Here is a 13,941-nt window from a genome sequence, read left to right on the forward strand (position 1 = left end):
TATATGCTGGTCATACCAGATAGAGAGTGAAAGACAGGAATAAAAAATGAGCGGGATTAAATCAGCACTGGTAGTCGAAGGCGGGGCAATGCGCGGGATCTTTGCCGCAGGTGTGCTCGACAAATTCATGGAAGAAAAACACTACGGATTTGATTTCGCCATCGGTGTTTCCGCAGGTGCAACAAACCTTTCTACCTATGTGTCCGGTGCACAGGGTCTGAGTAAGAAAATCATCACTGAGTTTGCAACGAAAGCCGAATTTTTCAGCCCCCTTCGTTTTATCAAAGGGGGTCATATGACAGATGTCCACTGGTTATGGCATCACGCGAAAACGGTTTTAGGCATACCTGTACCGGGTGAACAGAGTGCAATTCCCCTCTACGTAGGTGTGACAAATACACAAACCGGCAAATGTGAATATCACCTGGCCACACCGGACACCGTTGACACACTGATGGTAGCATCATGTGCCATACCTACAGCGTTCAGGGAACAACCGGTTATCGATGGCGTACCTTATGTAGACGGTGGAGTAGGAGATTCAATACCGGTTAAACATGCCTACGGGATGGGAGCCAGAGACATTACCGTGGTGCTGTCACAGCCTGCGGGATTTTCCAAGCCTGAAGTGAAAAACGCCTGGTTACTGACTAAGCTCTACGGTCATCAGCCTGCTTTGCTCGAAACCATGCTTCAGCGGGCGCGCATGTATAATGAAACGCTGGCCTTTCTGAATAATCCTCCTGACGATTGTAAAATCACCGTTATTGCACCGGATGCAGGATTTTGTGTAAAACGACTCACGATGGATAAGCGTAAGCTATTACTTGGCTATGCGCAGGGAAGAAGGATGGCCAGACGGCTGTTATCCTCCCGTAAAAAGCTCGCAGCATAACAGTAAATATTTTTTCTTTGCCTGCTGGTTAAGCGGATTGCTTTTTGCGATACTGCCGCGGTTTTTCCAGCGGGGTACTTAATGTCATCGTCAAAACTTTCATATATCGGTCTGGTTAACCCGAAAAGTCCGGTGAATGTGGCCTCAGTGCTCCGTGGCGCGGGTTGTTTTAATGCCAGCGCTGTGTATTACACCGGTGAACGGTATACCCGGGCCAGAGAGTTCTATGCGGACACCAAAGACATACATAAACAAATACCCGTTGAGGCTGTTCCTGATTTGCAACAGGTCATCCCCGAAGGCACAAAAGTTGTTGTAATTGAACTGGTTGAAGGGGCAATTCCGCTACCTGAATATCAGCATCCGGCTAACGCATTTTATATATTCGGGCCCGAGGACGGTTCCGTGCCTGCCAGTCTGGTTGCGCGGGCCGATGATGTTGTTTATGTGCCAACGACAGGTTGTATGAATCTGGCTGCGACAGCGAATGTCGTGCTTTATGACCGGCTTGCAAAAAGTCAGTATCAGCATGGTGACGAGCTAATAAGAGCTTCGCGGGACCGTAATAACCAGTTACGGACTGGGAAATCCTGAGGTCTTGTAAAACGGTGTTTCCATATGGCTACACCCTGATAACCATATCTTTGAAAGTGTCAGAGTTTTTTACGATCTTACGCTCAGATCCGGATCTTGTGACACGGGATCTAAAAATATCTCACCCTCAATTAAATTAATTTATGCTTATAAATTTGCCTGAGCTGAACGAAATTTCGGCAGGTTTTTCATAGGTTTAGATTCGCCGGTTACAATTAATAACAAATTAAATCATACAGTTATGAAATTAGTTTTCATTTTGCGTTAAAAAACTGAAGTTTAAGTCTTACTTAAAAATATTATTAATACTCTTTGATAGTATTGCGGGTTCATAACTATTTTCGGTGATCCTGATAAAGTGGTCTGAAACTTGTTTAAGAAAGTACGCAATGGGTTTATACAAAAAATACAAAAACCTATAGAAGTTGACGCTGTAAGTATGCATTTGAGTTGTGGCATTAATAATTATAATCCGTTATTCAACTGATCTCACAGGGTGACTCTCACACCTCACGGGTGTGGTTTGTTTGGTTAGTCACGGAAGCACCAAGTAAGACTCATTAATAGAATAAAAAATCCTCTTTCGAATCGTTGGGAGTCAGAGTGAAACGTCGCTTGTTAAACGCTTTTAAAAAAGTGCATCAAGTACCTGGTGTCAAACATATGGTGAAGCCTCTTGTCAGGCGCCAGATGAACAAAGCCATAGATGCAGCCGCCAATCACTTCTTTGAGCACTTTACCCTTGTTGTGGCAAATGAAGAAAAAGATCAGAGAGCCTGTTTTCGTACACGCCATCAGGTGTACTGCGAGGAAATGGGGTTTGAGGAAGTGCGTCAAACCAAAATGGAGTTTGACGAATTCGATGAATATGCGATCAGCTGTTATATACAGCACAAGGCCACCGGAGATTGCGCTGGTACTATCCGCGTGGTTATGCCTCAGCACAGTGGACAGGTACTGCCGATAGAGCAAAATTGTGCAGATGCCATCCGGATGGATGAAAACAGTCCGTCCCGCTTGCCTCGCCACTCGGTGTGTGAAATTTCCCGCCTGGCGATTCCAAAACGCTTTCGCCGTCGCGAAACAGATACAAATCTTTCTCCGGTGACGGGTAAGTCACTCGACAAAGGTTTTAAAAGAACCAAACCCGATCGAAATTTCCCTTATCTCACACTGGCACTGTATTTCTTTGCAGCAACAATTTGTGTGCTGAGGGATGTAGAAAATGTATACGTTATGATGGAGCCGAAACTGGCCAGAAGTCTGCGTATGCTGGGCATCGAATTCAATCAGCTTGGTCAGGTTATTGAATATCATGGTAAGCGTGCAGCGTACCGCTTATCTCCGGAAGAGTTTTTCCATCAAATCTCACCGTCGCTGCATCGTTTCTACCGAAAAATTATGAAAGAGCTGGAAGATGTACCGAACTTTGGTTCAATCCACAAACCAGTACCTTCCACATTGACAGGAAAAGGGCAAAAAACACGCGCTGCTTAATTATGAATACGTATGTTTGTTGCTGAAAAAGACCGGGTCGTTATGCTCGGTTTTTTTATGCATGGAGTTTGCTGTCGTGCCTGCCACTTTACTTTCTTTCCGGCTTCCCGCCATACTGATATGTGTTATTACTTCCAGTTTATTTGTTGTTGCCTGTCAAACAGAACCTGAGGCCCCGATGACAACAACCCCGTTAAAGTCCAACGATACAAAAATAGATACCGCTGAAAAGCTGGTAATCTATCAGGTGTTCACCCGATTGTTCGGTAACACCAATACGACCAACAAGCCCTGGGGAACCATTGAAGAAAACGGGTCGGGCAAATTCAGTGATTTTTCGGAAAAGGCGCTGGATGAAATCAGCGCGCTTGGCGCAAACTGGATATGGTATACCGGTGTTCCCCATCACGCTTCTGTGACAGATTATTCTGCTTACGGCATTGCAGGGGACGATCCTGATGTGGTCAAAGGAAGAGCCGGTTCGCCTTACGCAGTGCGGGATTATTACAATGTGGACCCGGATCTTGCAGATGATCCGGCCAGCCGGCTTGAGGAGTTTGAAGCACTGATCTCCCGTACTCACGCAGCCGGCCTCAAGGTCATGATTGACATTGTGCCTAACCATGTTGCCAGACAGTACTATTCAGTAGTGAGACCACAGAGCAGCTTTGGCGCCAGTGACAACACATCGGTCAGCTACAGTAAAAACAATAATTTTTACTATATCCCGGGAGAACCTTTTGAGGTCCCGGATTTCACCCCGGCAACAAAACCGTTAGGTGGTGCAGCACATCCTCTGGCAGACGGTCATTTTGATGAATCACCGGCCCGCTGGACAGGTAATGGTTCCCGTAATGCTAAACCTGATGTCAACGACTGGTATGAAACCGTTAAAATTAACTACGGTGTTACGCCGTCGGGTGACCATGAATTCCCTGATGTACCGGAAGAGCTGCGTTTTGCGCCGGCTCAGGCTCACTATCAGTACTGGTCTGACAAAGTTGTACCGGATTCGTGGGTAAAGTTTAAAGATATCACACAGTACTGGCTGGATAAGGGCGTAGACGGTTTTCGCTATGACATGGCTGAAATGGTGCCGGTTGCGTTCTGGTCATATTTGAACAGTCACATTAAGCACACTTCCGCGGATGCGGTATTGCTTGCTGAAGTCTATCAGCCAGCGCTTTACCGTGACTATTTGCAGTTGGGTAAAATGGATTACCTGTATGACAAGGTGGATTTTTATGACTCACTTAAAGATGTTATGCAGGATAATGGCGATGTCGCAAAACTGGCTGAAATTCAGAAACAATACGGAGATATCCGTCAGCATCTTCTTCATTTTCTTGAAAACCATGATGAACAACGAATAGCCAGCCCAGAGTTTGCCGGTAATGCTGAGTCAGGCAAACCTGCTCTGGTTGTGTCTGCGCTTATCAGTGAGTCTCCGGTTTTGATTTACTTTGGTCAGGAAAATGGCGAAGACGGTAGTGAAGTCGCGGGATTCGGCCAGCCGTCCAGGACGTCTATTTTTGATTACATCGGGGTGCCGGCTCACCAGCGTTGGATGAATAACGGTAAATTTGATGGTGGACAATCAACCGGAGCAGAGCAGGCACTGCGCGATTATTATAAAACCGTACTGAATATCGCCGTTTCAACCCCGGCAGTGATATCCGGTAACTACCAGTCTTTACACCAGTCGTTAAAGGTAAACGGCCAGCTTTCCGACGCAAAAGTATTTGCTTTTGCGCGCTGGAACAATGATGACATTTTGATAAGTGTCAGTAATTTTTACAGTGAAAAAGAGGTGCTGGCAGAACTGGATTTGTCTGAATTACCCGCAGAATTTTCTGACTTAAGGGAGTTAGAAGATAAGTTGACCGGGGCCAGAGTGAAATCTGAAGGTAAGGACAGCAAACGAAGCATATCCTTTAAATTAACTCCGAATCAATCGGTTATATTAACCAGGTGAGGGTTATGCGTAACCTTTGTCTGGCCGGTACAAGGCGGACTGCTTTATCAGCCGCCATGTTTTCATGCCATCTCAGCGCATGCCGGGAAGAATGGTCATAAAGGAACAAACTGGAGTGCTGCACCACCACCGGGCGCAAGGTTCAGTTGTAATGTGTCTCCGCCTTTCAGCCGCTGACTCTTCATTTGCCAGGCTGAAGGGTTGGTTCGCCAGTGTGAATCTGCTGCATCCTCATAGCGTGTAACGAGGTATTCTTTACCCGGGACCAGAAAGTGCGTGGAAACAGTTAACTGTCTTTCTTCATGGTTTGTCACCGCGCCCAGATACCAGTTCTCAGAATGCCGGTCCTGTCTTGCAGTAACGAGAAATTCACCAATTTCTCCGTCCAGCGCCACAGAGGATTGCCAGTCGACGGGAACGTCTTCAATCCATTTAAATGCCGGATGGCCTTCATAGTTTTCCGGTAAATCAGCGGCCATCTGAAGCGGGCTGTACAGTACGACATACAATGCCAGTTGCTTTGCCAGCGTGCTGGGCACACGGTTATGAGGCCGGTGCTTCTGATAATCAAAATTGAAGATGCCGGGAGTAAAATCTATGGGGCCGGCCAGTCCCCTGGTGAAAGGAATGATCACCGTATGAGAGGGTAAATTACCGGTATCCGGACTGCCGCCGTTATATTCCATCCCCCGCACAGACTCCCGCGTCATGATATTTGGCCATGTCCGGCTTAAGCCGGTACCTTTGATGGTTTCATGGGCGTTCACCATCACGCCGTGCTCAGCGGCTGTTCGTACAACACGGTTAAAATGCCGCACCATAAACTGACCATGATGCCATTCTTTCCCTTCCAGCCGTGTACCCACATAACCCATTTTCACTGAACCGATCCCCAGGTCCCGGTAATACGCGAAAGCGTCCTCCATCTGGTTTTCATACCAGCTTATTCCTGCGGCGGTTTCATGATGGCCGGTAATAGTCACGCCTTTTGATGCGGCATAACGGGTGACTTCCTGTAAATCAAACCCCTCTACCGGTGTGGTAAAACTGAAGGTAGGTTTTCTTTGCCACCATTCACCTTCCCAGCCTTTATTCCAACCCTCAATCAGCACACTGTCAATGTGATGGGCGGCGGCAAAATCGATGTATGTCTTAGCCCGCTCTGTGGTTGCTCCCTGATTTTCTCCCGGTGACCAGCTTTTTTCTCCGGTGTGCATTTCCCACCAGATCCCCATGTATTTGCCGGGTTTGATATAACTGGTATTGGTGTCCGGTGCGGGCGGCGCATTCAGGTTAAGTAAAATATCCGAATTCAGTAAATCTGCCGCTTTTGTGCCAACCTGAATAACCCGCCATGGCGTGAAAAAAGGTGTTTGCACGTAGGCTTTATCACCGTTTGCCCAGGGAACCAGGTCGGCATTAAAAATGATTTGATTGTCATCGATATTTTTCAGCACCATGGACGGGTAATCAATTAATGCCGCTTCATGAATTGCCATCACCACATCGTCGTCTTCCAGCGTCAGTGGTGTATGAACCACATCAGCACTGCTCAGAGCGGATTCACTGTACTGGTATTCATAACGCTGATTACGGTATGCCGGTATCCACCAGGCGCGGAAATTTCTGTCAAAGGCGAATGTGGTATGCTCTTTAGTAATCGTCAACCGGTTGAGATCCTGTTGCTGCGGGATAAAATAACGGAAAGCGATGCCGTCGTTCCACGCTTTGAAGATAATGGAGAACCGGCGCTCAGAAGTACCTGTCTCTTTCACGTTAACGGTCAGTGCGTTGTGTTTGTCATCAATAAACCTGCGCTCACCCCACACGGTCTCCCATTGTTCATCATAACTGTCTGTTTCTGTGGATTCTGTAGTCAGGTTCATAGCCAGAGAAGCCTGGTGTTTAAATGAGAACCCCAGACTGGAAGGCCGGATCAACGGGCTTCCGTCTGATGACAGGGCATACGACACACCTTTCTCATCAACAGACACCGTTACCAGCAGCTTATTATCCGGTGAACGTAACTCATGCGTCTGAGCGGCCAGTGTGTTACTGCAAAGAAGCAGGAGCAGAACGAGTACAGATTTAGACATAGGTGTGCACCGTGAGTGATTTATACCAGTGGGTGAGCAGGGGATCTGCGTGCAATGTCTTTAAGATACGCACTGTGATCGGGGAAATTTAACAGACAGCCTTTAAAGAATGCCTCAGTGTCATTGTCCTTGTAGAGATCACCCCGTCCGGGCTGCTGTTTAGTCAGCGGAGGAAAGATGCCATATCCGGCGAGCAGGCAGTGCCATGATGTAATGCCAAAGTGAGACTGAATGTTCTGCCGTTGAATTTCTGCCGGGAAATCGCCTTTGCGGTACCAGACATCAAGCAGTTGCAACAGGGATTCAGACAAAGCCATATTATTACGGTTTTCCCGCCAGTATGCCGAGTCGTCGCGGGTATTGAGTTTGTAATGGGCGACAATGTAATCCCTTACTCCTGAAAACCTTTCAGTGACGTCTTTATTAAACTTGTCCTGTAAAGCGGGACTGAAGTTACCCTGTTCATAATCTTCTATGAAAAATTCAACGGATAACTGCACCAGATGCAAAGCTGTGGCTTCAAGGGGTTCAATAAATCCCTGCGCCAGCCCCAGTGCCAGACAATTCTTGTGCCAGTGCTTTTCAACCTGACCAACACGCATAGACAGGAACCGCACGTCACCTTCGTTGTCCTGCACGGAAAGGTGCCGGCGAAGTTCAGCCTCTGCTTTATCATCGGTGAGATGAGCTGAAGAAAAGACATAACCGTTTCCGGTACGGCTGCTTAACGGGATAGACCACGCCCAGCCGTTGCTGAGCGCTGTAGACGTTGTTTCCACCGGCAGTTGCGCCTGCGCCGGTGTAGCCAGTACCGCAGCCCTGTCGTTAAACAGGTTTTCGCCGAACGGATTAAAGCGGATATCCAGTGTCTGTTGTAACAACAAAGAACGGAAGCCGGTACAGTCGATGAAAAAATCACCTTCAACCATCTCGCCGGATTGCAATTTCAGCGATGTAATATGGCCTGAAAGACTGGTAATGACATCGTCAATTTTCCCTTCAATGTGATTTACACCCAGGCAGACGGCATGGCGTTTCAGATACCGGCCCAGCAAGGCGGAATCAAAATGGTAACCATATTCGATACGAAAAGGGAACGAGGGCGGCGTTACCGGGGCTTTACCTGCCCCGGACAGCCACCCGTTCAGCAGAAATTGTTCAGGGGTAACGTTCACGTCCAGGCCCAGCCGGCGGTTGTGGCAATTCACATGAAAGGGGCGCTCTGTGAATGCATCCGGTTGTGAGATGAACGGATGACTGTAACTGTCAGGCCCGTTTTGGGGACTCCAGCCTTTAAACCGGATATTCACCTTATACGTGGCGTTGCAGGCTGGCATCCAGTCACTTTCTGCAATGTTAAGGTCACTGAAAAAGCGTTTCAGTGTAGGAGTTGAACCTTCTCCCACGCCCACGGTGGCAATATCAGCCGATTCCACCAGCGTAATGCTTACCGGCTTATCACGCCAGTGGTGCGCCATGAGGCAGGCAGCAATCCAGCCGGCGGTGCCGCCACCGGCGATAACAATACGATGAGGCGCTGACATTATTGAGTAAACCGTTTGAGAAATTCATCATGGGGAAGCATCTGTGTAAGAGGCTGCTGTTTTGCCTGTAATACTTTTCCCATGACATCGAGTAATTGGGGGACGGTTTGTGTATTGGCTGCAGGATGATGATCCCGCGGCATTATCCCCTGGCCCGCCATGACCTGAAGCCAGGAGGCATCACGGAAGATATCGTTCTGTTCGTTAAAGATGGTGGCGGTATCTTTAAACGCGTTGATTTTCTGCTCCAGTCTCGCAGGAATGGACATGGTTTGCATATCCCGCCAGAATTCAGAGTCATCACGTTCGTTTACCACATAATGCAAAATGATAAAGTCGCGGATGGTTTCAAATTCTTCCTTCGATTCCGCGTTATACATGGTCTCCATCGAAGGATTAATTTCCTTATGCGGAAACATCTTCAGTAACCTCACCAAGCCGCTTTGGATAAGATGAATGCTGGTCGATTCCAGAGGTTCAAGGAACCCGCTGGACAAACCGATCCCGATCACATTTTTTGACCATTGCTTTACGGTCCGGCCAGTGCGGAAACTGATTTTCCGGGGTTCATCCAGTGCCGGCGTATCCAGGTTTGTCATCAGCAACTCCCTGGCTTTGTCATCGTCCATATATTTTGAACTGTACACCAGTCCATTACCGTTACGATGGGTGAGGGGGATACGCCATTGCCAGCCCGTTGAACGTGCTATGCTGCGGGTGAACGGAGCGGTATGCTCATGCCTTTGTGACGGCACTGCCCACGCCCGGTCTGCACATAACCAGTGAGACCAGTCCTCGTATTCTGTACCAAGCGTCTTTTGTAAAAGCAGACCGCGCATACCGGTGCAATCCAAAAATAAATCGCCGGCAATCTGCTCACCACTTTTTAACTGCAGTGCTTCCACAAAGCCCGTGGTTGCATTCTGCTTCACATATTCAATAGTGCCTTCTGCGCGTTTTACGCCGGCGTTTTCTGCCATGCGTCTTAAGAACTGACCATACAGGGTGGCATCGAAATGATAGGCATAAGGTAATTGATACACCGGATTATCAGTCTGAATTTTATTAAACTTTCCTTCCAGACAAGCCAGGTAATTCAGATCGAAATCCCACAATGACTGTGTCAGCCCGTTTTGTGCCGCCCGTAACCAGTAGTGCTGGAAGCCGACAAAGCCCAGTGTGGCGCCAGGTGCACCGAATGTGTGGTAATAGCTGCTGCCTTCCTGCTTCCAGTTTTCAAAGCGGATAGCCAGCTTTATGCTGGCGTGGGTTTCTTTAAGAAACGCTTTTTCATCCAGACCAAGATATTGATTAAAGGTTTGAATAGGGGGAATGGTTGCTTCACCGACACCGATGATGCCAATATCTTCTGATTCAATCAGCTCTACTTCGATGTTGTCTGCGAGGACTTTCTTAAACAGAGCGGCTGCCATCCAGCCTGCGGTGCCTCCGCCGGCAATGACTAATTTGCGCACACCTGAGGTCATTCAGTAATCCGTTGATGTTATTGATATTAAATTTACTATAAACACTTTCGTAACCGTTTTTGTAGTAAAAGCTGCTACGAAAATATTTAAAAAGAAGGGCGGCAGTAAAGCTGCCGCCCGGATTGATTAATAGAAGGAGTAGTTGAAGTTCAGCATATAAGAAGGTCCGAACTCCCGTCTCAGGGTGACGAAACCATTCGAATCGCGGGTCTCTTCTTTTTCATCGGTCAGGTTCGTTCCCTGCAGAGATATACGCAATCCTTCGAGGTATTCAATACCACTGCCTTCGAAGTCATAGCTGATTTGCGCATCCACCTGGGTAACCGCATCCCGTGTCGCACCTTCAATTTTGTTTGAACCGCCGCGCTGGTAGGTGAAGAATTCACCCCGGTCTGTCGCAGCAACACGCACTTCAAAGCCATTCATTTCGTAATAGGCAGTCAAAGACGTAACTCTTTCTGACTGACCGGGCACCGGTGAGTCATCTTCCAGAGTCGCATCAATGTATGTATAAGAAGCGGCGATACCAAAACCGTCCAGTACGTCACTCACCATACGCAGGGGTATCTGAGCGGTAACCTCAGCACCTTTTACGCTGCCGGTCAGACCATCTTCGAAGAATGAGAATGTACCTGTATCCGGTGGAGTGATGTAAGTGCCGGGCGCATAGACCGTGCCGTCCGGACCTACCAGCCCGTCGGCACCTACGGTTCTGTCATGGAATCCGGGAATGAAGTAATCTGCGCCATCATTGGTGGGATCGTTGGTGAAATCTATAGTCAGGTTACCGTCACGTGTCCAGTTAACCAGGTCTTTATAGAATAACGCCACAGACACATAACCCTCATCTTCAAAGTAGTTCTCGAAAGACAGGTCATAGTTATTCGCTTCCAAAGGACGAAGACGGGGGTTACCCTGGAACTTGGACCATGGTGTACCGTACTCGTCTACTGCCGCTTGTGTATTTGGAATAGCAATCAGGTTAATGTTCTGGTCGAATTTCACAAAGCCCGATGCTTTCATTTGATCGATACGGGCACGGCTGATGGTTTTATTGGCCGCAAAGCGGACAAACTGATTATCGCCCACTTCAACAGAAACGTTCAGGCTGGGCAGGAAGTGATTGTAATCGTCAGAAATATCCTGCTCACAATCTGCGTCGATCACGCCGTTATCATCGCCGTCACACACTTTGAAGTTTGCGCCGACAACACCGATATAGCCGGTCGAGCGCTGATCGGTCTGAACATACTGCCCACCGAAATTACCGGTGACAGGGAAATCACCGATTTCTGTTTCAAAATCAAATTTGGCAAACAGTGTGGTGACTTCTTCATACACTTTGTAGGTGTCGCCTAAACGGTCCGGCTCGAGCAGACCGGCATCATTTAATTCATACTCGCCATCGTTATATGGCGCAAAACCATCGTACGCTATCACATAGCCCATACCAGCCCAGGTAAGATCTGCCAGACCGTTGTACAGGTATGAAGACGGGATTGATTCTGAATTCGGATAGCTTGAAGCAGTAGCAAAGAAGCCTTTGTTATCCTTCGATTTGTAGCGGTCGCTGTATGCAACACCCACGTTTACCTTGTTTACAATGCCCCATTCAACAAAGCCCTCTGTTTCAAGACGAACCGTTGTCAGTTCCTCTTCAAAATCTGCATAGTTCAGGAAGCCATCCTGCGCGTTAATGAAGGTATAAGGTGTACCGTCTGCACGAAGAACGTCAGTATCGAACTGATCGGCAAGCGCCGCCATGCCGCCACCCCATTGCTGCGGACCGGTAAGTTGTAACAGGTTAGGATCGGAGAATGCATTCAGGCCGGTTGAACCGGTAAAGTAAATACCGTCAGGTCCCATCACAAAGTCACGGGTACGTTGATCGCCGGCAGCAATTTCAGCTCCGCTACGGGCAAGACCGGCATAAGATTCACCGCGCAGATCACGTTTACTGGAGCTGCTGTCAGCCACATCCAGTTTCACTGACCATTCATCATTCAACTGATAATCGATGTTCAGGCCCACTGTCGTCAGTTCACCGTCTTTCTGTGCAGGGTCAGTACGCAAAACCGGATTCGCGTTTGTCTGGGTACCGGTAGAATTTGCACCACTTCCGTTTAAAGAGCTGGCATCCAGTTCGAAGGGTTCGATGAAACCGCGGATCACACCGGAATCAGAGTAATCAATGCTAAGTACGTCTACCACAATGTCCAGATTGTCTGTGGGGCGCCACTGGAAGATTGCAGAAACGGTATCACGTTCCAGTACGCGGCTGATTGCCTGACTATCAAGACCGAAGGGCAGGGAAGCACCGTTGTTATCTCCGTAACCCCATACGCCGTATTTTCTCTCGTTACGGGGAGACTCCGTGGTGGCCAGAGCGACAGCAACACCGACCGTGTCATCGGCGAATTTTTCTACAAAAGACAAGGCATAGCGTTTGCCTGTATTGTCGAATTCAGGGTTATCAGAGTCATTGCCACCCATTTCATATACACCGGTGAAGGTGAGTGTTTCCTGTGCGGCCAGCGGTCTGACTGTTTGTAAATCAACAGTACCACCAATACCCTGAACCAGAAGGGATGCATCGGTGGTTTTATAAATGGTGGCACCGGTCATGATTTCAGAAGGGTATAAATCGTATTCAACACCACGGTTGTCACCGATACCAATTAACTCGCGGCCATTTAGCGACGTACCGACGAAATCTTCTTTAAAGCCCCGTACGGAAATACCGGACGTACGGCCACCTACACGCTCACCGGCCATACCGGGTAACCTTGCCAACGATTCAGCAATGGATGAATCCGGCAGCTTACCAATGTCTTCAGCAGAAATAGCTTCCACAATAGACGAGTTGTCCATTTTGATGGCCTGCGCACGCATCAGAGAGCCGCGAATACCTTTTACCGCGATAACCTCAACATCCTTAGCTTCTTCGTTATCTGTTTGTTGTGCCTGGATGACACCGGGGAAAAGTGCAGAGCTGACTGCGAGGGTCAGAAGTGCAGGTTTAAATAACTGTTTTTTGGTCATTTTTGTGTGCCCTTTCTCATTAACATGAATGTGCGTATGTGCAACATTAAATTAACAATAGTTTGGTTTTTACAGAACATCAAGTGAAAAACACAAAAATACTTAATCAATTAAGATTAGTGGGGCTTAAGAAATATTTGCAATCCTGTCCGGAAGTTAAAACCCGCTTAATTGATTCAGCGAAGCGCCGGATGCTGATATCTCAACCATGTCGCTGCCTGCAAGCACAACACAGCGTTCTGACATTCTGAAAGTTAGCAGCACTTTAAAAAGCATAGACGCTTTTTGGTGAAATGCGCTGAATACGTATGCAGAACATTGGCGCAGTCCGGGCATCCGGTTACTATCCCGAAAAGTTTAACGAAACATTAACAGCGCTTGTTAAAAAGCCGGAAGTATTACAATGAAAAAAGCAGCAACGGTGTACGGAGCCGTACTGGCAGCAAACTTACTCTGTGTACCTGCTTACGGTGTATCAGTGTCACCACCGGACTGGTGGGTGAACATGGCAGACTCCCGTTTACAACTGATGATCCGGGATAAGGATCTGGGCAAAGCAAATGTAAAAACCAGTTACCCGGGCGTTCACATTGATGATGTCCACCGGCCTTCAAATGCAGATTATATTTTTGTCGATCTCACGTTGTCAGACAACGTAAGACCGGGCGTCATTCCGTTTGAAATCACCAAAGAAAACGGCGGACGGGTGTCTTTCTCCTATGTGTTGCATGAACGTAAAAAAGGTTCAGCACAACGACAGGGCTATTCCGGAAAAGACACGATTTATCTGCTCACTCCTGACCGGTTCGCT

The 13,941-nt window shown here is 48.0% G+C and carries 9 protein-coding genes; 5 read left to right on the top strand and 4 right to left on the bottom strand.

Annotated elements, in window-relative coordinates; all coding sequences use genetic code 11:
* Positions 1 to 55 precede the first annotated feature (55 nt).
* The 4 genes from AC4PME_RS08695 to AC4PME_RS08710 all read left to right on the top strand — a co-directional run bounded on the left by AC4PME_RS08695 (position 56) and on the right by AC4PME_RS08710 (position 4,961).
* Positions 56 to 895, top strand: a complete 840-nt coding sequence (locus AC4PME_RS08695) for a patatin-like phospholipase family protein (protein ID WP_491045383.1) — start codon at positions 56 to 58, stop codon at positions 893 to 895.
* A gap of 81 nt (positions 896 to 976) precedes the next feature.
* Positions 977 to 1,489, top strand: a complete 513-nt coding sequence (locus tag AC4PME_RS08700) for an RNA methyltransferase (RefSeq protein ID WP_491045337.1) — start codon at positions 977 to 979, stop codon at positions 1,487 to 1,489.
* A gap of 663 nt (positions 1,490 to 2,152) precedes the next feature.
* Positions 2,153 to 2,986 carry a PEP-CTERM/exosortase system-associated acyltransferase gene (locus AC4PME_RS08705; RefSeq protein ID WP_119501263.1) on the top strand — a complete coding sequence of 278 codons (834 nt, stop codon included), beginning with the start codon at positions 2,153 to 2,155 and terminating at the stop codon, positions 2,984 to 2,986.
* A 178-nt stretch (positions 2,987 to 3,164) separates the two neighbouring features.
* Entirely contained in the window at positions 3,165 to 4,961 is a 1,797-nt protein-coding gene (locus AC4PME_RS08710; protein WP_491045336.1) for an alpha-amylase family protein, read from the top strand.
* 95 nt (positions 4,962 to 5,056) lie between these two features.
* On the opposite strand, the gene AC4PME_RS08715 is transcribed toward AC4PME_RS08710, so the two are convergent.
* The 4 genes from AC4PME_RS08715 to AC4PME_RS08730 form a co-directional block, all read right to left on the bottom strand.
* Positions 5,057 to 7,057, bottom strand: a complete 2,001-nt coding sequence (locus AC4PME_RS08715; RefSeq protein WP_491045335.1) for a glycoside hydrolase family 97 protein — start codon at positions 7,055 to 7,057, stop codon at positions 5,057 to 5,059.
* Positions 7,058 to 7,077: 20 nt separating this feature from the next.
* Positions 7,078 to 8,601 (bottom strand): tryptophan halogenase family protein, encoded by a 1,524-nt coding sequence (locus tag AC4PME_RS08720; RefSeq protein WP_491045334.1) that lies wholly within the window; start codon positions 8,599 to 8,601, stop codon positions 7,078 to 7,080.
* Positions 8,601 to 10,088: a tryptophan halogenase family protein gene (locus tag AC4PME_RS08725; RefSeq protein WP_491045333.1), complete on the bottom strand. Its 1,488-nt coding sequence runs from the start codon at positions 10,086 to 10,088 to the stop codon at positions 8,601 to 8,603. Before AC4PME_RS08725 ends, AC4PME_RS08720 begins: the two co-directional genes overlap by 1 nt.
* Positions 10,089 to 10,214: 126 nt before the next feature.
* Positions 10,215 to 13,130, bottom strand: a complete 2,916-nt coding sequence (locus AC4PME_RS08730; protein WP_491045332.1) for a TonB-dependent receptor — start codon at positions 13,128 to 13,130, stop codon at positions 10,215 to 10,217.
* A 403-nt stretch (positions 13,131 to 13,533) separates the two neighbouring features.
* Here AC4PME_RS08730 and AC4PME_RS08735 point away from each other — a divergent pair.
* Positions 13,534 to 13,941, top strand: a 408-nt coding sequence (locus tag AC4PME_RS08735) for a cyclomaltodextrinase N-terminal domain-containing protein (protein ID WP_491529564.1), incomplete at its 3' end; no start/stop codon positions are given.

This window comes from Alteromonas sp. (assembly GCF_984505615.1).

What these genes read in the sequence shown, in the direction of transcription:
- AC4PME_RS08715 (WP_491045335.1), bottom strand. Translation starts at nt 7,057, where the DNA reads ATGTCTAAATCTGTACTCGTTCTGCTCCTGCTTCTTTGCAGTAACACA.
- AC4PME_RS08700 (WP_491045337.1), top strand. Translation starts at nt 977, where the DNA reads ATGTCATCGTCAAAACTTTCATATATCGGTCTGGTTAACCCGAAAAGT.
- AC4PME_RS08720 (WP_491045334.1), bottom strand. Translation starts at nt 8,601, where the DNA reads ATGTCAGCGCCTCATCGTATTGTTATCGCCGGTGGCGGCACCGCCGGC.
- AC4PME_RS08730 (WP_491045332.1), bottom strand. Translation starts at nt 13,130, where the DNA reads ATGACCAAAAAACAGTTATTTAAACCTGCACTTCTGACCCTCGCAGTC.
- AC4PME_RS08710 (WP_491045336.1), top strand. Translation starts at nt 3,165, where the DNA reads ATGACAACAACCCCGTTAAAGTCCAACGATACAAAAATAGATACCGCT.
- AC4PME_RS08705 (WP_119501263.1), top strand. Translation starts at nt 2,153, where the DNA reads ATGGTGAAGCCTCTTGTCAGGCGCCAGATGAACAAAGCCATAGATGCA.
- AC4PME_RS08725 (WP_491045333.1), bottom strand. Translation starts at nt 10,088, where the DNA reads ATGACCTCAGGTGTGCGCAAATTAGTCATTGCCGGCGGAGGCACCGCA.